Origin of the sequence: Micromonospora sp. NPDC007230 (assembly GCF_042869115.1) — a bacterium.
Taxonomy (GTDB): Bacteria; Actinomycetota; Actinomycetes; order Mycobacteriales; family Micromonosporaceae; genus Micromonospora.
Genome location: NZ_JBIAFE010000044.1, coordinates 1 through 19402 on the forward strand (window position 1 = coordinate 1; position 19402 = coordinate 19402).

Genomic DNA, 19402 nt, shown 5'->3' on the forward strand with positions numbered 1-19402 from the left:
AAGCTGGCATATCGATGCGGCATCAGTCGGGGCAAATAGGGCCGATAGCCGTGAGTCGGCTGGTCTGCTGGCCCAGCATTCGGCAGGCCGAATGCTGCTAATCGCACGCAGACAAGATCAAAACGCCCAGTGAGGTGCTGTCTCCGGCGGTGCTGGCGCGGCGGGTTGGTTGGTGTGCTGATCTGGTGGCGGGCATGGTGGCCGCGCTGGTCGGCGAGCACTGGAACACCGTGGATGTGCAGGTGTTGGCTTCCGGGGTGGATGCGGGTGGGCGCAGGTTGCCGTCGAACGCGTGGATGGCGCTGCGACGCCTGGGCTGGACCGCCACCCCGCCGCCGGGTGTGCGGGTCAATGACCGGGTCGTGCGGATGGCGCAGGAGCAGGCGGGGCGTGCGCTGCGTTCGGCGGCGTGGCGCGCCGAGGTGACCGCCGGGGTCCTGGCGGCCTGGCCGTCCGATCCGCGTCAGCGCACCCCCGTCGAGTGGGATCAGGTGCGGGCCTCGATCCCCGGCGGCGAGTATCTGTCGGCCAGCATCATCAAGGGCCGCACGCGGCAGGTCGCCGCGTTCGTCAAGGCCAATGGCCGGCTGCCGGTGGATGTGTTCGAGTTGGAAGGCGTTCCGAGGATTCCGCGGATGTTGCTGTTGGCCGCGTGTGATCGGCAGCAGGCCAGCATCGAGCGCTGCGGCACCGACCCGGCGAGAGCGCTGCTGCGGCTGCAGTTGCCCTCCCGTCCGGATCCGCGGACGTATCGGGACTGGACTGCCGGCACGGCGAAGGTGCTCACCGGCGACGCCACCGGCCTGCTCGACCTGGTGCCCGCGTCCGCGGTCGGCCGCGTGAGCCTCGTGCTCACCTCTCCGCCGTACGGACGCGGGACCCACGGCCTCGTCCGCGTGACGAGTACCGGGTACGCAAGCGGGACCACCACTATGGGGACCGGGAGCGTGGCAACCTCGCCTATGCGGGATGGTCCCGCTTGCTCGACGGGTTCGCCGCGATCCTCGCCGCCAGCTACCAACTGCTGCGTCCCGGCGGGACCGTGGTGATCACCTGCCGACCGGTACGCCGCCAGCGGGACGACCTGATCGACCTACCCGGCGAACTGCTCGCCGTCGCACAGTCGGTGGGGCTGGTCCCGGTGGAACGGTGCGCGGCGATGCTCGCCGCCGTTCGTGACGCGCAGATCGTGCACCGGGCCAACATGTTCGGGCTGATGGCAGTCCGCCGCGCCAGGGACGAAGGCGTGCCCGTGCACCTGGTGGCGCACGAGGACGTGCTGGTCCTGCGGCGTTGCTGAACAACGCCCGCGACGTTCAGGAATCCTGAACGTCGCGGGCAGGTCGGAAGCCAGGCGGTCGCCACGGAGCAGCCCAGCCATCCCATGGCCGCCCGGCCTGGAGGCAGGAGGCGGCGGCTCAAAGCCCTTCCGCCATTGGCTAGGACGGACAAGATGGGTTCTGGCCCTCTTTAGTTGATCGATCGGTGCCGCTGCCGTGCGGGCGGTGTCCACTATGTACGGTGCTGCCGGTGTGTTGACGGTTCGCTGATCGCGTTGTTGCCGCATCTCGGGCAGGCGGTAGTGGAAGGGGTGGAGGCGACCGAGAGCCGTGTGCGGATCCGGGCAAGGTCGACGCGGATGGCCGGATGCTGTCCGGGCTGTGGTCAGCTGACTCGACGCGTGCACCGCCGTTACCAGCGGCGCCTCGATGACGTCGTGGTCGGCGGGCGACAGGTCGAGCTGCTGCTGCAGGTCCGGTTGTTCGTCTGCCAGCAGCCCGATTGCACTGTCACGAGGTTCGCCGAGCAGATCGACGATCTGACCTACCGATACGGTCGGCGAACCCGGGCAGCGCAGCATGTGCTGCAAGCCCTTGGCCTTGCTCTGGCGGGCCGCCCGGCCGCCCGGCTGGCGGCCAGCCTGGGTATACACGCAGGCCGCAACACGCTGTTGCGGCTGGTCCGCGCGATGCCGGAGCGACAGGCTGGACCGGTGGCAGTGCTGGGCGTCGACGACTTCGCGGTCCGGCGCGGGCATCGCTACGGCACCGTCTTGATCGACCTGGATACCCACCGGCCGATCGACCTGCTGCCGGATCGGGAAACCGACACGCTCGCCGCCTGGCTGCAGGCACACCCAGGCGTGCAGGTGATCTGCCGCGACCGCGCCGGCGCCTATGCCGAAGCCGCGCGTCGCGGAGCCCCACACGCCATCCAGGTCGCAGACCGATGGCACCTCTGGCACAACCTCGCCCAACACGTCGAGAAAGCCGTCGGCCGCCACCAGCGCTGCCTCGCCCCACCACCCCTGGAGCCCGCTCTGCCTTCAGCAATCGACCCAGGCGCCGTCGCTGCTCACGCTGAGGCCGCAGCGCGGGAAAGCCGGCTGGCGCAGCGCACCCGTGACCGGTTCGATCAGGTCCACCAGCTCCTCAACGACGGCCACGGCATCAAAGCGATCGTCCGCACGCTCGGCCTGGCCCGCGAGACCGTCCGCCGCTACGCCCGCGCCGCCAACGTCGAAGACCTCGTCGCCACGGCCCGCACCGGCGCCCGCGCCAGCATCCTCGACCCCTACCTCGAACACCTTCACCACCGCTGGGCCGCCGGCTGCACCTCCGCAAAGACCCTGTTCCACGAACTGCGGGCACTTGGCTACCCAGGCAGCTACAGCGTGCTCCGCGACTACCTGCGAGTCCTCAGACCGCTCACCCGAACCCCGGCCGCTGCACCTCGCCCACCCAAGGTGCGCCACGTGGTCAGCTGGCTGCTACGCCACCCGCAACGCATGCAACCCGAGGAACAGGCTGGCATCGCCACCGTCAGAGCCCGCTGCCCGCACCTGGACCGCCTCGCCGAGCACGTTGCCGCGTTCGCCGTGATTCTCACCCAACGCCGCGGCCACGAACTCGACGCCTGGATCACCGCCGTCACCAACGACGATCAACCCGACCTACAGTCGTTCGCCGCCGGACTGCAACGTGACTATGACGCCGTCCGCAACGGCCTCACCCTGCCCCACAACTCCGGCCCAGTCGAAGGCCACGTCAACCGCATCAAGATGCTGAAACGCCAGATGTTCGGTCGCGCCAACTTCGACCTGCTCCGCCAGCGAGTGCTCCACACCACCTGACCAGCAGGGGCCAACATCGATCAACTAAAAGGGGCCAGAACCACAAGATGGGCTCCACCGGGACGGCCATGACTGGCCCCACCACGGGCGGTCTCGCTGAAAGCCAAGTAATGGTGCCTGAGGGCCAAGACTGCTAGTGCTGCTGTGCGGCAGTGCGCGAATCTGCCGATGAGCGCACACGTCATTATCCGGCGCGCCAATGTGCAGCGAGGGTGGCGAGGGCGCGCAGTGTCACGGCGCCGCGCCACTCCACGCGTTGCCCTGGGGACCAGTCGAGCCAGTCGAACATCCAGCCGCCGTCCTCGAGCTGGTCCTCCTCGAGCCGGTCCAGCTCTGCCTGGATGTGCTCCTCGGTGAACAGAGTCCGGCTGCGCAGGCCCGGGCGTGGCGAGAGAACGAGGGCGGTGAGGCGTTCGTTCTCCGTGCCACCGGGGACGGGTAATGTGCCGTCGGCCCCGATCTTGGTCCGGAGCGACTCGATGGCTGCGCGGGCGCGGTCCTCGTCCGATTCGTGGTCGAGGAAGTCGAGGGCGAACTTGACCCAGTAGGCGTCGAGGTCGTCAGGCCGATCGATCCGGGACCAGCACCAGGATTTCGCGAGATCGAGCCAGGGGGTCTGGATACCGGCCCGGGTCAGGACGGAAACGACCCCGAATGTGATGAACGAACCGTCCGGGTTGGGCGTCATCCACGGTGCGTGCGGATGGTTAGCCGCGCTGGGGAGGACGAAGGGCAGGGCCCCGTCGGCGCGGGCGTTCCGGGCTGCCCAGCTTGCAGCCTGGGTGACCATGGGGTCGTCCAGGGCGTCGACTTCAGCGAGTACCTCAAGTGCGTGCAGCGTGGCAGTCGGCTGGCTCGCAGAGTCCCGGACGTCGGGTTCCAGGGCATGGCCGAAGCCGTGGTCGGGGTTCTGGTAGGCGCGCAATGCCGTAAGGACCGGTTCCACCGAGGCGTCGTGGAGTAGCACTGCGAGTCGGTGCCTGTCCAGGAGGCGGGCGGTGTTGTGGATGAACTGTTCGGCAGCAGTGATGTCGACGGGCACGGTGCCCACGCTAGGCGGACGCGCCGCCGAGTGCTTCCAGAAATCGGACGGGCGTCATGCCGGTGAGCCGCCGCACCTCGTCGTTCATGTGCGCCTGGCTGGCGTAGCCCGCCAAGAGTGCCCTGCCTGCCAGGTCAGGGGCGCGCAGGTGCATGAACCGGCGGAGCCGGCAGACGCGCGCCAGCATCTTGGGTCCGTAGCCCACCGCTGCCACCGTCCGCCGATGCAGCTGTCGTTCGCTAACGCCGAGCTCTGCCGCCGCCGCCGCGACCCGAGCATGCGGACGAGCCAGACACAGTGCCGCTGCCTGGACCAGCGGATCGGGCGTAGCGCCGCGCGAGGTCACCGCCTCGAGCATGTGACGACCTCGACAATCGGCGGGTACCACGGCGAGCGTCTCGACGAGCCGCAATGCCTCCTGGCCCCACAGGTCGGCGGCATCGACTTGGCGGTCGCGCAGCTCCGCAGCGTGCCAGCCCAGCACAGCACCCGCAGCTCCGGGACGGAGGCGAACCCCCGCCAGCTCGGCGTTCGCCGGCAGGTCGACCAGCCGCGGGCCCGTATCGGCACCCGCGACCACCAACTCCCCGTCGCCGAGCCAGATCAGGTCGAGGCAGCCGTCGGGCACTACCAGCTGGCTATGCCGATGGCTGACGCACTGCTCCCACACGCGCGCCACGAGCGAGGCCACCGGTCCGGAGACCACGGCCTCCCGGTACTGCGAGGTCACACCCTCACCCTACGGAATAAGCCGCCAAGCCTCGCGCGCCACGGTCGGGTCGGTCGGTCAGTCCGGTTGGTCGGCGAACTGAACGACCGAATGCGGTCTGCCGTTGCCCGTCCGGCACCGTACTGGCAGGACTGGACGTTCAACACCACCGGCTCCCGGCACACCGAGACCAGCCACACCACCGCAGGGGACACCACCCGCACGTACAGCGTGCCCACCGGTGGCCAGGGCGTCGCACGCCCGCACGCCGTCACCTCAATGACGACCCAGGCCCCAGGCCCGAACAGCGTAGGACCATGGCCGTCGCCCTGCGCCGGGGGTTACAGCCGCCCGGCCGGCGGCTGCTGCCTGGTCGCAACCAACCAGGCAGCCCACGCATCGGGCGGTGATGTCGTCGTACGAGGCGATATCACCGGGCCAAGAGTTATCCGCCTGTCGGACCCGACCAGCGGTGCACGCGGCAGGTCACCCGACATGCCTACAGCACCTCGGACATCGGAATCCACCGGCCGTGCTCCGGGTCCCAGATGCCGCTGTCTTCCTCCAGTTCCAAGCCATCGATCTGTCTCGTTGCGGATGCGACGGGCCGGCGAAGTCTGGCGACGACCCGTTGCATCGCTGCCCTTTGCTCGCCTTCCTCCGATGTCCGTCGGACGGTTGGGGTGCGAACAGCGATGACCTCGTCTTCGGAGCGCTCCATCGCCCACCACACACCGGGATCGATCGGCCGGACCGAGGTCACCGGGGAGTCAGTCGCAGTGTTGACTGCAACCACTTCGACTGCCTCAGCGCTGACCTCCGGCACCCATGCGGTCTCGTACCCTGCGGCCAGATCGGCGAGTGACAGGAGGCCGCTGCCGAACGGGTCAGGGCAGCCGACATCCGGAAACAGGCCCTTGAACGACGCAGGCAAACCGAGCGCGTCCTCGACGTACTCGTCGAACTCTTCCTCGTCCTTGGGATGCGGATTACCAGTTGTCGTCACCGTGGTCGTCGTGGTCGATCCGTCCGGGCCCATCGTCGTGGTCGACGTCGACGTCGTAGTCGGAGGGGCCGGCTTGGTCACCGACTCCACAACGCTTGCATTGAGAGCAATCGATGCACCCATGACAGACGTGGCTACGCCGACGCCCATCGCGCCGACGCCGAGTCCAACGATGTCTACTCCTATCACTTTAAAAGGCGGGGGAGCCGTGGCGACGATTCCTGCTCCTACTCCGACGGTGGCAAGCCCACCAGTCGCGATGGTGAGTCCTGAGCTGATCAGGCTCTTCCCGATGTCCTTGGCGGTGGCCGCGAGGTCGTGCACAACATGGCCGGTCGACTCGCTCAGGTACGACTCGTCAACCGGGCAGCCTCCGCCCTCGCGTCCGCCGCTACCGGCGTACATCGCCGGGATCGTCGCCGAGCCGACACCGCCGGGGAAGAACCCAGTACCCCCGTCCACAGGCAGCAGCGCTCCAGGGACGAACCCGTTCGGGCCTTTCATCCCCGAGACCGCCGGGACCGCGCCGCCGGGGCCCTCCGCTCCGATCGCGCCGGAAGGAATGAATTCGGAGCCGAGCAGGATCCCCGGTGTGAAGCCCTCGTCGAAGTACCCCGACGGGTAGCCCCCGTCGAGACTACCGATAGGCCCTGGAGCTGGGCTTCCCGGTCCGTAGCCGAACGTTTCCAGCCGCGAGCCCCAGCCGCTCGGTCCCATGTCGAGCTGGCGCAGCGCATCGGCGACGTCGCCGCTCAACCCCAACCCCTGCAACCGGCCTGGCCCGAGGAGGGAGACGGTCGCCGAATCCGAGGCGGCCACCAGTGCCCCGAACTGGTTGGGGAAGGCGCCGTCCTTGATGTGCTGGTCCCAGACCAAAGTCGCGCTCATCAGTGCCTCAGTGCCGACATCAGGCCCCAGCAGGCTCAGCCCGCTGGTGTAGACACCCTCGAGTCCGGTCGCATCACCCCAGCCGGCGATGAATCCGGTGAGATTGGACATGAACCCGATCCGCTGATCGACGTCGCTGGCGAGCAGGGCTCCCGTCGCCGCGGTCTCGAAGATCCGGTGCATAGTGACGGCCTGCTTTACGGTCAGCTTTGCGATCTCGTCCGAACGTGAAGACTCGCCGAGAGCCTGCCGAGCCAGGTTCTGCATCATCGACAACGCCGTCGAAGCGTGCATCACCTGGGCGGTTTCACGTTCCATCGAGATGCCGCCACCGCCATCGACGTCGAGAACGATCGCCGACGCCTGCTCGGACTGGGCCTTGGACAGCAACTGCTTCAGTGGACTCTGCCTACTCATCGCTCTGCACCCTCCCTAGACGACGGAACACGGAGTTCAAGGTGGCAGGCTTGCTGACGAGGTGGAACCGGCGCGTGTCACTCAGTGACCCGCCGGCTGGAAAATCGGAGTACGCCGGGAGCCGCTCGATGCCATCCTGAACATGGCGCGACTCCACGCGTGGGACCCGCTGGGGAGGGAACACCTATGGACGACCACACCGTCACGGGCAGGGTCCTCGCCATCCTCGAGGTGCTGGCGGAGGCGCCGTCGGGTCAGCCCGTCGGCCTGGCGCAATTGACGGCGCGAACCAGCATCCCCAAGCCGACAGTCCGACGGATCGCGAACGACCTCGTGGCGAAACGGCTGGTCCTCCGAAACGGTGGCGGCTACCTGCTCGGCCCCAGGATGATGACCCTGGGCACGCATGCGGAGCGCCAACTGGGAGCCGTGGAACTCGTCACGCCGTTCGTGCACGAGCTGCATGCGCGGAGCGGCTCGATCGCCTGGGCAGGCCTGTCGGAGGGCCTGCATATCGACCTGATCGACAGCGCCCACGGCCGTGAGCACGCGGCCATCATGGCGTCGAGCTGGCCCAGGCAGCTCGACTTTCCGCACGTTCCGAGTACGGCGATCGGGCATCTCGTGGCCGCCCGCCACCCTCAGGCCGTCGAGGAAGTGGTACGGCGTGGGATCTCGCGGCTTACGAAGCACACCGTCGTGGTGCCTGGCCGGTACGCGGCGAAGGTACGTCGAGCCGCCGAGACACGGTCTGCTCTCGAATGGGAGGAGTGCCGGCTCGGATGGTGGTGTGCCGCGGTCGAGATCCAGTTCGCCTCGCAATGCCTGATACTTGGGATGACGGGCAGGACGTCAGGCACGGTCCCCGCGCGGATCCTCTCGGACCTGTACCGGCTCCGCGACGAGCTCGCCCGAGAGATCGTCTCCAATACCCGGAGAGATCTTTAGCCGGGCGAAGGCGCGCGCGTGTACCGTGCCAAAACTCGTTCAACGGCCGTGACCTGGTGTTTTGAAGACCGCGTCAGGCTGCTCGGTGGTACTCGTTGATCACGCCAGCAAGGCGTCGTCGGGGTCGTACGGGCTTGTCGATGGGGACGACAGCGCGTGGGGGAGTGTCCTCATGGGTCATCGCCCACCTCGTACGGCGGTACGCGCGACCCGGCCGAGCGGTAGGTGGCGGGTGAGGCTCTGGATGACCACCGCGCGCAGCAGAACCCCACCAGCGTTCGGCGACCCCGCGCGGCTGGCGTACCGGCGCACCATCCCGGGGATCTTGATCGTGACCCAGAGGACGACGATGACGAGCATGAGGTTCACCGCGTCCGAGCCGGGCAGGCCGAGCAGGATCGGCAGGTTCGACTCCGGGTCGATCAGCAGGTTGATGCCCGCCGAGAACGCGATCGCCTGCAGTGTGGGCGTGGCCAGGCAACCCAGCAGGGTGCGCCACCACAGCTCGGCGGCCCCCTGTGTCCATGGGGTGGCGTAGCACGCGAGGGCCACCGGCGCGACGCCGGCCAGGACGACCAGCATCCCGATCCGCACCAGCCAGGTGCCGACGAGCATGAACATCAACACGACGATGAGCAGTCCGATGATGGCCATCAGGAGCGCGGCGCTCTGGTCGGTCATCGCCGAGGCGATCCGAGCCCGGGCGAAGGTGACCGCCTCGGTGGTCGGCGCGGACGTGCCGGCCATCGACACTGTCAGGGCGTTGGCGATGTCGATGAGCACACGGGTCAGCGGGACCGCGAACGAGGACAGCACGAACCCGACGACAAGCCGGGGGATCAGGTCCTTGACGCCGTAGCGCATCTCGACCGAGTCGCCGACCATCGCGGCGATACCCGCGGCGATGATCGCGAGGATGAAGCAGGCGTTGACGACCAGCGCGCTCTTGCCGGCGATCGACATCACCTGCGGCAGGACGGTGACGTCCGGCGAAACGAAAATGGAGGATGCCAGGAAGGCCAGCAGACCGCCGAGAAGCTCGGTGACCTTCTCGCCGAGCCAGCTGACCAGGCCGTTCATCAGCCAGTCGACCATGACGGCCCCCTCAGCCGCCGAGGATGCCCTGCAGCACCCGCAGCATGACCGGGGACAGCACAGCGAGGGCGTAGCCGATCAGCGCGGACTTGACGTTGCCCTTCGCCTGCTCGACCTGCGCCGGGTCGCCACCGGCGGCCATATACCGCAGGCCGCCGATGACCAGGAACATCGTCGCGACCACCGCGATGATGCCCATGACCCAGCCGGTGATGTTGGCGATGACCTGGGCGATCGAGTGGGGGCCTCCGCCGTCAGGGGCGGGCGCGGCCAGGAGGTCGTTGAGGACGGAGATCGTGTGCATTGCGGCGCTCCACAAGGAATCTGCGGGCCGCCGCGGTGGGGACCAGACGCAAGGACCGTGTGATCCGGTTGGGGGCGCTCCTCCCTTGCATGTGGCGAAGGGTTGCGGTGTCAGTACGCCGCGCCAGCCGTGCCAGACCGTGGGCCTCACCGGAAGGAGTGGTCCCCACCGGGCGGGCATGCCATGGATGACATGCACCGCCCAGACCTCGGCTGTCAGGTCGATCGAACTCGCCGCCCGCCTGTCACGACCTGACAAGACCTCACAGCGACTCACAGTGACGAGCAGGTCCTCTTTCGCGTTCCAGGCGGTCAGGATCGGGGTGTCGATGGCCGTGGGCAGGGCGTCGACCCGGGAACCGGCGAGCCGCTCGGGCCGTGGACGGAGGAGCAGTGATTCTGCCAGAGCCACCTGTTGGAGCACGAGCGGTTGGGACTGCCCACGCACCTCGTTCGAGACCTTGCCGGTGTGGAGGCGTCCCTCCGTCACCGGTCACGGCCGCTGGCCTGCTCGGAGACGGCGAATGCTACCGGAGGCGGAACCCTGCCGGCGGCTACAGAGACTCCCAGGGGCTGAATCGGGGCGACCGTGGGGACGAAGACGACGACGTCGAAGCTGTCTCGCAGCGAGGGCAGCTCGTAGTAGTGCTCGGCGTCGTCGGCGGGGTCGTACACCCCGGAGATCAGTCTCGTCCGCCAAGGCGCGTCGAGTCGCGTTGCGACGTCGACCGGGACATCGGCGGCCAAATTCACCGTCCGTTCGCCGCCGCCGCAGAGCAAGAGATCCTCGAGCGAACCGGGGGCGGGCAACGGGATCTTGCTGTTGCGGACGAGACCGTGGCCGAACGTGACGTGAACGGCGAAGTATCGGTCGCCGAGGGCTTCCCGTAGATGGGAGCCGAGCATGACGCCGCCGTGGGCCGCGACGTGAGCGCTGCCCTCCCACAGGACGATCCGATCGCCTGTACGCCGGTGCCACTCCAGGATCCGTTCGGCGGCTGCCCGCTCCTCACGTTCCGCGTCGTATCCCACCCCGATCGCGTTCGCGTGGTGCGCCACGATCATGTCGAGCAGCCGCACGGCCTCATCGCGCCCGGCACCGTCGTCGAGCCGCCCGGCGATCGCACGGGCCTTGCGTGCGAGTTCCACGAACGGCGTGCCTGGGTGGGTGCCTTGGGCCCGCTGCACATGCTCGCCATTGTCGTGAGCAGTGCGGATGACGGCGAGCAGTTCACGGACCTGTGGCACCTCGCCTGGGGAGATGGCCGCGATCAAGTCCACGACACGGTCGTAGTCAGCGGGCAGCACCCACGAGCCACCCACTCCGATCACCCGCACCGGGTCGTCGGGCCGGGTCGCGTTGCGGGACCGGAGCCACGTGAGGGCGTCCCGCATCTCGCTCGTCTGCCAGGGCCCCCAGCCCTGCCGCAGCGAGGAATCGATGTTGACGTCCTCACCGCGCACGTAGCGGTCGTAGAGCGCACCCACGCGCTGGTTGTCGAGCACGGCGAGGACCCGGAAACCGCGATCGATCAGCGCCTGGGTGGCGTGCTCCACGATCTGGAAGGGCTCGTGTGCTTCGCGGGTGCTGGCGCCGAGCCCGACGACGAAGGCATCCGAAGCCAGGTCGGCGATCGCCACCGGGTCAACGGTCTCGGGCTGTGCCGCCAGCCAGGAAACCACGGCCTCGCTCGCGGCGTTGCCGGTGTCGCCGACGCCGCCGAACGGGCGTCGACGCCGTGCGTCCCGCAAAGCGCTGGCCCACCAGGAGAGTTCGCGGATGGCGTCCCGGACCGCGTCGTCCTCCCGATCAGGAGCGACATAGCGGCCTTCGGTGAGGTGTGCCCATGGCGCGCGGAGCGCGACCATGCGACGAGTGGTGACCACGGAGAGCTCGGCGAAGACCGGGCGAAGGTACTCACCGGCGAGCAGCCCACCCTGTACGCCATACGGCACCACCATGGCGGCCTTGAACTGCCACTCGCCGTAGTGCCAGTCCACGAAACGCTTCAGACTCGCCGGGTAGGAGTGGTTGTACTCGGGGGTGACGATCACGAACCCGTCTGCGGCCGCCATCAGATCGGATGCCGGCGTCGGCTGCCCACCGCCGGGCTGTAGATCCGAGTCAGGTGGCAAGTGGAGATCGGTGAGATCCACCATGTGGGTCCGGACATCCCGAGGGATTTGTTCCATCACCCAGTCGCCCAGGATGCGGCCGACCCTGTCATCGCGGACGCTGGCCACTACGACAACGAGGTTGAGAGGTGGCTCGTCAGCCCTGTTCCCGGGCTCGTTCAATCCGTTTGTCTGATCGTTCATGCGAGCCACGCTGCCGGTTGAACATATGTTGAAGGCAAGCCCGCTCGCGTGGCAGCCTGGTGGCGTGAGCCACGCCATCATCGCCCCGCCCGAAGCTGTTTTCACCGTCGGTGACGTTGCCCGCGATGCCGGCGTCGCGCCGTCGGCAGTCCGTTTCTACGAAAAAACCGGTGTCATCACGGCCCAGCGCGACAGCGGCAACCAGCGTCGTTTCGACGCAATCGCAGCCTGCCGGATCAAAGTCGCGAAGCTGGCCCAACGAGTCGGCCTCACCGTCCGCGAAATCGCCGACCTCTTCGCCGACCTGCCGCCCAACCCCGGACCGCAGGAGTGGGGCCGGATAGCCACCGAGCTGATCGCCGAGTCCGAACGCCGAACGGCCGAACTGCGTACCTGCCTCACCGAGCTGCAATCCGGCGGCAAACTCTGCGAATCCATCGACCGGATCCCCTGACTCCAACAAGCGGTTTGCCAAGCGCGGGGACCGGCTGCACCGACGGCGCGAGTGGATTCCTGGTGCCGCCATGGCGGCACCAGGAATCAACGATTCGTCACCGGCCGCGACCTCGCACAGTGGCCACGAGCGCGGCGATGGCGGCGAACGCGACGGCCAGGTACAGGGGGAGGAACTTCACCCCGACCGGTTCCCTGGCCACCAGCATGCCCGCAACCGCGATGAACTCGGAGAGCAGGACGCCGAAGATCAACCCTGCGGCGGCGCCGAGCAGCACCCAGACCAGGATCTTCATCGCGGACCACCTACCGGCGCCGGCACCGGTTCTGAGGCCTTTTCCAGCGCGACCCGGGGCAGCAGGCGGGCCAGCGGGGCCGGCAACCACCAGGCCCGCGTGCCGAACAGATGCATCACCGCGGGCAGGATGAGGCAACGGATGATCAGCGCGTCCACCAGGACCGCGACGGCCAGCCCGAGTCCGAACTGCTTGAGCATCCGGCCAGGGTCGAGCAGGAACGACCCGAAGACGACGACCATGATCGCCGCCGCGGCGGTGACGATCCGGCCGGTGGTCGCCATGCCTTCGCGGATCGCGGCCGGGGCATCGCGGTGCCGCTCCCAGTGCTCGTGCATCCGGGCCAGCAGGAAGACCTCGTAGTCCATCGAGAGGCCGAAGGCGATCGCGAAGATCATGATCGGGACGAACGCCTCGATCGGTCCGGGCTGCACCCCGAGGATCCCGCCGAGCCAACCGTGCTGGAACACCAGGGTCACCACGCCGAGGGAGGCGCCAACGCTGAGCAGGTTCAGCACCGCGGCCTTGACCGGGATCAGCAATGAGCGGAACACCAGCAGCAACAGCAACGCCGACAGGCCGACGACGACCAGCACGAACAGTGGCAGCCGGTCGGCGACCGCCGTGGCGAAATCCACTGTGGCGGCGGTCGGCCCGCCCACCAGGATGTCTGCCCCGGTATCCCGCTCGACGGGGGGCAGCACGTCCGTCCGCAGCCGATCCACCAGTTCCTGGGTGCGCGCGTCCTGCGGTTTCGTCTCGGGCGCGACGATCAGCAGGGACAACCCGTCGCCGGCGGGCACCGGCGGTGGCACCTCGGCGACCCCCTCGGTCCCCGTCACCGCACGACGTGTGGCCTCGGCGGCGGTCCGGTCACCCTCGATCACCAGGATCAGCGGGCCGTTGAAGCCGGGACCGAAGCCGTCGGCCAGCAGGTCGTACGCCTGCCGGCTGGTCCTGGCCTCGGTGTTGTTGCCAGCGTCGGCGATGCCCAGCCGCATGCCCAGCAACGGTGCGCTCAACGCCAGCAGCGCTACGGTGGCGACCAGCGTTGCCGCCCATGGGTGCCGCTGGATGCCGGCGGTCCACCGGGCCCAGCCGTGACCGTCGGGCCGTGCCTTCACCGCCCGCTTCCGGATGGACCGCTCGATCCGGCCTCCGAGCAGCCCGAGCAGAGCCGGCAGCAGGGTCAGCGCCGCGAGCATGGTGGCAAGCACGGTGAGCCCTACGGCGACCGCCACGCCCTGCAACGAGCCGAGGCCGAGTACCACCAGACCGAGCAGGGCGACGATCACGGTCAGGCCGGCGAACAGCACGGTACGTCCGGCGGTGTCGACCGCCCGCCGAGTCGCCTCGGGCCGATCGAACCCGGCGAGGATCTCGGTCCGGAACCGGGAGAACAGCAGCAGCGCGTAGTCGATGCCGACACCCAGCCCGACCAGGATCATCAGTGGCGTGGTGAACTCGGCGACCGTGGCCACGTGCGAGGCGAGCATGGCCAGCCCAATCGCCGTGCCGACCGCGAAGATCGCGATGACCAGCGGCAGGCTGGCCGCCAGCACCGAGCCGAACAGGAACACCAGGATGACGAGCGCGGCCAGCATGCCGATGCCCTCGGCCGGGCCGCCCCCGGCCTCCTCGACGCCCTGGACCGTCTCGCCGCCCAGCTCGACCCGGAGCCCGTCACCGTCGGCCCGCTGCGCGGTGTCGACCAGCGTCCGGGTGTCCTCGGCGGGCATCTCCGTCGCCTGCACGTCCAGCGTCACCGTTGCGTACCCGATGGTGCCATCAGCCGACAGCGCTCCCGGATTGCGGTACGGGTCGTCCACCGCCGCGACGTGGCGCAGGTCCTGGACCTCGGCGAGCATTGCGGTCACCCGTTGCTGAACCGCTGGCGTCCGTAGCCCGTCCTCGGCGGCGAGCACGATCTGCACGGTGCTGCCCGCGGCCGCCGGCGCCTCGGCCCGGAGGGTGTCCAGCGCCCGCTGCGACTCGGTGCCGGGTAGCGAGAAGTCATTGCGGTAGGCGCTGCCTGCCGCCTGCGCCGCGGCGCTTACCCCCACCACCGCGACGACCCAGACCAGCAGGGCCAGCCAGCGGTGCCGGTACGACCAGCCGGCGAGCCGGGCGAACCGGCTACCCGCCGGGGGTGTTCGTGGATTGTCGTGCATCCCGATCTCCTCGTACGCGTGACAGAGCGGGACCGACGCTACGAACGGAGACCACCGTGCCGAAACCTTCCGCCGGGCGAACCCGACGTCCCCCCAGGGAGGTAGCCGGGATGCCTCCGACGGGTGACTCGGGGGCCTGCGCCCGCGGGCTACCCTCGGACCCGTGACCCGTCGTGCCGCCCTGATCGACGCGGGCGCGGCCCTGCTGGCGTTCGCCGCGACGATCGTGTTGCTCGCGTTGCACGGGTTCGGCACGCCATCGCCGGAGGCGGTGCCGCTGGACGGGCGGGGTGTGCTCCTGGCCATGGGGGCCGCGTTTCCGCTGGCGCTGCGCCGGCGCCTGCCGTTCGCCTGCTACCTCGCGGTCGCGGCGTCCTCGGCGGCGCTGCTGGCGCTGCGGTTCCCGCTGGACTTTCCGATCGGCTGCGCGGTGGCGGTGTACACGCTCGCCGCCGCTTACGGCGGTGACCCTTCGCCGATGCGTCGGTGGGGCGCCCGGGCCTCGGCCGCGGCATTCGTGCCGGTCGCTGCCAGCCCGAACGTGGCCGGCGAGGGCTGGAGCGACGGACTGGTCTCGGGCACGCTGTTCTGGGCCGTCGCCTTCGCGGGCACCTGGTTGCTCGGCGATCTGAGCCGGATCCGTCGGGAACGACTGGTCGAACTGGAGGAGCGGGCGGCCCGCACGGCCCGGGACGCCGAGCGCGAGCGCCGGCTCGCCGTCGCCGAGGAACGCACCCGAATCGCCCGGGAGCTGCACGACTCGGCGGGCCACGCGATCAACGTGATCCTCGTTCAGGCCGGCGCGGCCCGGCTGCTGCACGAGCGCGATCCGGACCGGTCGAAGCGGGCGATCGCCACCATCGAGGAGGTGGCCCGGGCCACCATGGGCGATATCGACCGGCTGGTCCACGTGCTGCGCGAGGAAGGGGCGGACGCTCCACTGGAACCGGCCACCCCGGGCACCCTGGAGGAGTTGCTGGACCGGCACCGGGCGGTTGGGCTGCGTCTGGAGACCGAGCTGATCGGCACCGCGCGGGACGTGCCGACCGGGGTGGCCTGGGCGGCGTACCGGATCCTGCAGGAGGCGCTGACCAACGCCACGCGGCACGGCACGGGCAGCGCGACGGTGCGGGTGCGCCAGCCACCGGGCCGAGTCGAGATCGAGGTGACGAATCCGGTCACGGCGTGGCGCGGCGGCCGCGACGCGGCCGCCACCGGCCGAGTCCCCGCGTCGGGCAGGTCCGGCACTCCTGCCGATACCGCAGTCGGGGCCCGTGCCGGGCACGGCATCGTCGGTATGCGGGAGCGGGCCGCCGTGCTGGGCGGCACACTGGAAACCGGCATCGAGGGCGAGGTGTTCCGGCTGCGGGCCGTGTTGCCGTACGGAGGCCAGGGGTGAAGCAGCGGCGGGTGTTGTTGGTCGACGACGACGACCTGATGCGCGCCGGATTGCGCGCGGTGCTGTCGGTGGACGAATCGATCGAGGTGGTGGGTGAGGCGGGCGACGGCCGCCGGGCAGTCGCGCTGTGCCGGACACTGCACCCGAACGTGGTGCTCATGGACATCCGCATGCCGGTGCTGGACGGGGTGGCCGCCACCGCGGAAATCGTGTCGGCGGAGCCGGCACCTCGGGTGCTCATCCTCACGACCTTCTCCGACGACGACTACGTGTTTGGCGCGTTGCGCGCCGGGGCGTCGGGCTTCGTGCTCAAGCGCATCCAGCCGGAGCAGCTGATCGCGGCCATCCACACTGTCGCCGAGGGTGACTCGCTGCTGTCGCCGTCGGTCACCCGGATGGTGGTCGATCGGGTGGCCCGGGAGGGCGGGCCGCTGGATCCGGCCGCCGGGCGGCGGTTGCTCGTGCTGACCCCGCGGGAGCGGGACGTGCTGGAGCTGATCGGCCGGGGCCTGTCCAACGCCGAGATCGCTGGCACCCTTGTCGTGGAGGAGTCGACGGTGAAGACGCATGTCAAGCGCATCCTGGCCAAGCTCTGGCTGCGGGACCGGGTGCAGGCAGTGGTGCTCGCGTACGAGACGGGTCTGGTCCGGCCGGGGGAGCGGGCCCCCGGCCGCTGACGCCCGCCGACCGCCGCACTGTCGGCCATCCGTCAGGCACTCGGGCCGTCGCGAGATGGGTCAGCTCCGATCGGTGCTGTTGGCAGGCACGTCGCCGGCCATTCGAGTCGCTGCTTCGAACGCCGCCGTCCACGGGAAAGCCCGCTGGCGGCTGTTGCCGCTGCCGGGCGGGTGCGGCTCCCATCCGTCGTCGGGCCCGAGGAAGACCCGTACCCGCTCATCGCGGAGACTGGCCACGGCGCGTTGGAAGGGTGCGCGGGTGGCCAGGGCGGCGTTGACGAACGGGACGACCACTGTAGGCACTTGCCGGCCGATCAGCTCGGCCACTGTGGTCATCGCATAGTTGTCGGCGATGCCGAGGGCGATCTTGTTGGCCGAGTTGTAGGTGGCGGGGGCGATGATGAGTGCGTCCGCGGCGGGGAGGGAACGGCGGGTGTTGGGGGACGACCGGTAGGTGGATCGGACCGGGTGTCCGGTCAGCCGCTCTATCGCTCCGGCATCGATGAAGTCGAGGGCGCTGGGGGTGGCGGTGACCGCTGCTGTCCACGACTGTTTCTTCGCGGCGGCGATCAGATGGGTTACGTCTGCGGCGGGCCCGGCAGCGCAGACGACGATTTGCAGATGGCCGCGAGTCATACATGGATCCCGGCGTGCTGGGCGAAGTCGAGGACGGCGGTGCGGACGTGCCCGCGGGCGAGGGCTGCCAGGTCGGAAGCAATGTGCTGCACCGCTGGCCGGCAACATCTATATGGCGACCTGAGATGCCGTACTAGCATGCCCTCATGCGTCTGTGGCAGAAAGTCCTAGTCGTATTGACGGCAGTGACCGTGGGAGGTGTTGGCGGAGCGCTTGGAAACCTCGCGGCGTGGCGTACCCAGACACCGACGACATCCGTCCCTGAGGCCATGGAAATCGTCCGGGCAGTGCTGCCCGGGGTGTCAGTGCCAGAGCTTGGCTGGCACGACGACTACCACGACTTCGTTCTGCCGACCGACATGAGCCCGTCCGGTGAAAACATGCCGGCGCAGTTGGTGACCACATCGGGGCTCAACGGGATCACCGCCGAAGAATTTCAGCAGGCGCGAGGCCGTCTCACTGCCAACGGTTGGGAGGTCACCGAGATAACCGCCACGGACGGGCGAGGCCAGTCCTTCGTCGCCAGCCGTGGCACCCTGGTGTCCGAATGGGAGCTGGCATCATCGCTGCAACTGTGGTTCTGGCGACACGAGCCCGCGAGAGTGCAATGGTTGACCTTGCTGGGTTGGGTGCTCGGCGCGGCACTCGGCGCGGCGGTCGCGTGGAGGTCGACGCGGATTTCGCATCGCCGACTCCGGACCGGAGTCCTGGCATCATTGGCCATACTGACGCTGGTGCTCGCGGTGCCAACCGCTGCCGCATCAATGTACACAACGGCGAATTTGTTGGAACGCGATGTCCTGAATGGCCAGCCCAAACCCGTGTGGATCTTTCATGGCCTGCTGGTCGGATCTCCCATAGGTTGACGCCCTGGCTGCCACAGCTGAAGCAGAGTCGGTTGATCCCGGCCGGGATGCGTTGAGTAGGGCGGGGATGAGCACCTTGTCGGCGTGGTGACGTTCCATGACCTGCTTGATCCCGGAGTTTCCGGCAAGCCAGAGCAGGGCGATCGTGAGGTTGCGTAGCGTGGCCATGGCATGGGCGAACGTTGGCGAATCAGGCGTGGTGGGCGTCCTCGCCGAACCGGCCGTTCTACGCCGCGATCGGCTCACCCTCGACGGAGAGAAGGACAAGGGCCGTGACAATCAACAGGCGCCGGCGGCAGTTGATCGCCGACGCCTGTTAAGTGTCACCCGTTTTTACTTGCGCAGGACTCCACTGCACTCTGTCCAGTCGACTGTCACGGTCTCATCGCTGGAGAATTTGTACCAGCCGGAGCTTCGAGTGAAAGGCACCCCATCGATGTCGCCGGAGAACCAGCAAGGATACGGAACCTCGAAGGCATCGACGTCGACACTCCCTCCGCCTATGTGCCCACCTGGACTGACGGTTCTGATGTCCTTCGGGCAGGAAGATCCCAGCGGGGCCGTGCCCCCCGGACACGTCCAGTTCAGCGACACTCGGATACTGATGCTGGTATCATTCTGCAGCTCACCGCAGGGAGTAGGGGGAAAGCTGCTGCAGCCGCCGTCTATGCCCATATCCGAGGCGGATTTCGCGTTTGCTGGCGACTGGATGGCGGCGAGGGGGGTGAGGCAGATGACGGCTGCGACGGTCAATCGGAAAAGCTTCTTCATGACCGTAATTGAACCGTAGCACATTGAAGTCTGTCAATCATAAGCCCCGCCGGTCACGGGACGCGGACGGGAGGGGTGTCGGCGGTCTGGGCCCAGCCCACGTGCGCGCATACATCGAGGAACTGATGCCCGACATCCTCGACGGCACCATCGAGCCCGGCAAGGTGTTCGACGCCACCACCGACCTTGACGGTGTGCCCGCCGGCTACCAGGACATGGACGACCGCAAAAGCCTCAAGGTCCTCATCAAGCCCTGACCCCGGGCACGGCCCC

Annotated in this window: 19 protein-coding genes and 1 pseudogene; 11 read left to right on the plus strand and 9 right to left on the minus strand. The window is 68.6% G+C overall.

Annotated features, from left to right (window positions below; translation table 11 throughout):
• The first annotated feature begins 194 nt into the window (after positions 1 to 194).
• From ACFYML_RS34815 to ACFYML_RS34825, 3 genes are all read left to right on the plus strand, one after another.
• Positions 195 to 1049, plus strand: coding sequence for a hypothetical protein (locus tag ACFYML_RS34815; protein ID WP_387424688.1), 855 nt, complete (start codon positions 195 to 197; stop codon positions 1047 to 1049).
• Positions 980 to 1300 (plus strand): hypothetical protein, encoded by a 321-nt coding sequence (locus tag ACFYML_RS34820; protein WP_387424689.1) that lies wholly within the window; start codon positions 980 to 982, stop codon positions 1298 to 1300. Before ACFYML_RS34815 ends, ACFYML_RS34820 begins: the two co-directional genes overlap by 70 nt.
• Before the next feature lie 312 nt (positions 1301 to 1612).
• On the plus strand, positions 1613 to 3133 hold the full coding sequence (locus tag ACFYML_RS34825) for an ISL3 family transposase (RefSeq protein ID WP_387424720.1): 1521 nt from the start codon (positions 1613 to 1615) through the stop codon (positions 3131 to 3133).
• A 184-nt stretch (positions 3134 to 3317) separates the two neighbouring features.
• On the opposite strand, the gene ACFYML_RS34830 is transcribed toward ACFYML_RS34825, so the two are convergent.
• Together ACFYML_RS34830 and ACFYML_RS34835 are read right to left on the minus strand one after the other, a co-directional pair.
• On the minus strand, positions 3318 to 4175 hold the full coding sequence (locus tag ACFYML_RS34830; protein ID WP_387424690.1) for a hypothetical protein: 858 nt from the start codon (positions 4173 to 4175) through the stop codon (positions 3318 to 3320).
• Positions 4176 to 4185: 10 nt separating this feature from the next.
• Positions 4186 to 4905, minus strand: coding sequence for a DUF6597 domain-containing transcriptional factor (locus ACFYML_RS34835; RefSeq protein ID WP_387424691.1), 720 nt, complete (start codon positions 4903 to 4905; stop codon positions 4186 to 4188).
• A 66-nt stretch (positions 4906 to 4971) separates the two neighbouring features.
• On the opposite strand from ACFYML_RS34835, the pseudogene ACFYML_RS34840 reads away from it, so the two are divergent.
• Positions 4972 to 5182 (plus strand): annotated as a pseudogene (locus ACFYML_RS34840) (hypothetical protein); the annotation flags it as partial.
• A gap of 201 nt (positions 5183 to 5383) precedes the next feature.
• Here the strand turns inward: ACFYML_RS34840 and ACFYML_RS34845 are convergent.
• Entirely contained in the window at positions 5384 to 7195 is a 1812-nt protein-coding gene (locus ACFYML_RS34845; RefSeq protein WP_387424692.1) for a hypothetical protein, read from the minus strand.
• 186 nt (positions 7196 to 7381) lie between these two features.
• On the opposite strand from ACFYML_RS34845, the gene ACFYML_RS34850 reads away from it, so the two are divergent.
• Complete coding sequence (locus tag ACFYML_RS34850) at positions 7382 to 8143, plus strand: helix-turn-helix domain-containing protein (RefSeq protein WP_387424693.1); 762 nt, start codon at positions 7382 to 7384, stop codon at positions 8141 to 8143.
• A 177-nt stretch (positions 8144 to 8320) separates the two neighbouring features.
• Here ACFYML_RS34850 and ACFYML_RS34855 read toward each other — a convergent pair whose 3' ends face one another.
• The 3 genes from ACFYML_RS34855 to ACFYML_RS34865 all read right to left on the minus strand — a co-directional run bounded on the left by ACFYML_RS34855 (position 8321) and on the right by ACFYML_RS34865 (position 11860).
• Positions 8321 to 9238, minus strand: a complete 918-nt coding sequence (locus ACFYML_RS34855; protein WP_387424694.1) for a conjugal transfer protein TrbL family protein — start codon at positions 9236 to 9238, stop codon at positions 8321 to 8323.
• A 10-nt stretch (positions 9239 to 9248) separates the two neighbouring features.
• A complete protein-coding gene (locus ACFYML_RS34860; RefSeq protein WP_387424695.1) occupies positions 9249 to 9542 on the minus strand; it encodes a pilin in 294 nt (97 codons plus the stop codon).
• Positions 9543 to 10027: 485 nt separating this feature from the next.
• Complete coding sequence (locus tag ACFYML_RS34865; RefSeq protein WP_387424696.1) at positions 10028 to 11860, minus strand: erythromycin esterase family protein; 1833 nt, start codon at positions 11858 to 11860, stop codon at positions 10028 to 10030.
• Positions 11861 to 11924: 64 nt separating this feature from the next.
• Here ACFYML_RS34865 and ACFYML_RS34870 point away from each other — a divergent pair, with 64 nt between their 5' ends.
• Positions 11925 to 12314 (plus strand): MerR family transcriptional regulator, encoded by a 390-nt coding sequence (locus ACFYML_RS34870; protein ID WP_387424697.1) that lies wholly within the window; start codon positions 11925 to 11927, stop codon positions 12312 to 12314.
• Between the two features lie 97 nt (positions 12315 to 12411).
• On the opposite strand, the gene ACFYML_RS34875 is transcribed toward ACFYML_RS34870, so the two are convergent.
• Both ACFYML_RS34875 and ACFYML_RS34880 read right to left on the minus strand, forming a co-directional pair.
• Positions 12412 to 12609, minus strand: coding sequence for a DUF5957 family protein (locus ACFYML_RS34875; protein WP_387424698.1), 198 nt, complete (start codon positions 12607 to 12609; stop codon positions 12412 to 12414).
• Positions 12606 to 14780 carry an MMPL family transporter gene (locus tag ACFYML_RS34880; protein ID WP_387424699.1) on the minus strand — a complete coding sequence of 725 codons (2175 nt, stop codon included), beginning with the start codon at positions 14778 to 14780 and terminating at the stop codon, positions 12606 to 12608. The genes ACFYML_RS34875 and ACFYML_RS34880 overlap by 4 nt, the downstream gene beginning before the upstream one ends.
• A 163-nt stretch (positions 14781 to 14943) precedes the next feature.
• Between ACFYML_RS34880 and ACFYML_RS34885 the strand changes: the two genes are divergently transcribed.
• Positions 14944 to 16179 carry a sensor histidine kinase gene (locus tag ACFYML_RS34885; RefSeq protein WP_387424700.1) on the plus strand — a complete coding sequence of 412 codons (1236 nt, stop codon included), beginning with the start codon at positions 14944 to 14946 and terminating at the stop codon, positions 16177 to 16179.
• On the plus strand, positions 16176 to 16856 hold the full coding sequence (locus ACFYML_RS34890; RefSeq protein ID WP_387424701.1) for a response regulator: 681 nt from the start codon (positions 16176 to 16178) through the stop codon (positions 16854 to 16856). The genes ACFYML_RS34885 and ACFYML_RS34890 overlap by 4 nt, the downstream gene beginning before the upstream one ends.
• A gap of 60 nt (positions 16857 to 16916) precedes the next feature.
• Here ACFYML_RS34890 and ACFYML_RS34895 read toward each other — a convergent pair whose 3' ends face one another.
• Positions 16917 to 17492: a flavoprotein gene (locus tag ACFYML_RS34895; RefSeq protein ID WP_387424702.1), complete on the minus strand. Its 576-nt coding sequence runs from the start codon at positions 17490 to 17492 to the stop codon at positions 16917 to 16919.
• A gap of 146 nt (positions 17493 to 17638) precedes the next feature.
• Here ACFYML_RS34895 and ACFYML_RS34900 point away from each other — a divergent pair, with 146 nt between their 5' ends.
• From ACFYML_RS34900 to ACFYML_RS34910, 3 genes are all read left to right on the plus strand, one after another.
• Positions 17639 to 18358, plus strand: a complete 720-nt coding sequence (locus ACFYML_RS34900; RefSeq protein ID WP_387424703.1) for a hypothetical protein — start codon at positions 17639 to 17641, stop codon at positions 18356 to 18358.
• Between the two features lie 160 nt (positions 18359 to 18518).
• Positions 18519 to 19148, plus strand: a complete 630-nt coding sequence (locus ACFYML_RS34905; RefSeq protein ID WP_387424704.1) for a hypothetical protein — start codon at positions 18519 to 18521, stop codon at positions 19146 to 19148.
• A 106-nt stretch (positions 19149 to 19254) separates the two neighbouring features.
• Positions 19255 to 19386, plus strand: coding sequence for a hypothetical protein (locus ACFYML_RS34910; RefSeq protein ID WP_387424705.1), 132 nt, complete (start codon positions 19255 to 19257; stop codon positions 19384 to 19386).
• The last annotated feature ends 16 nt before the right edge of the window (positions 19387 to 19402 follow it).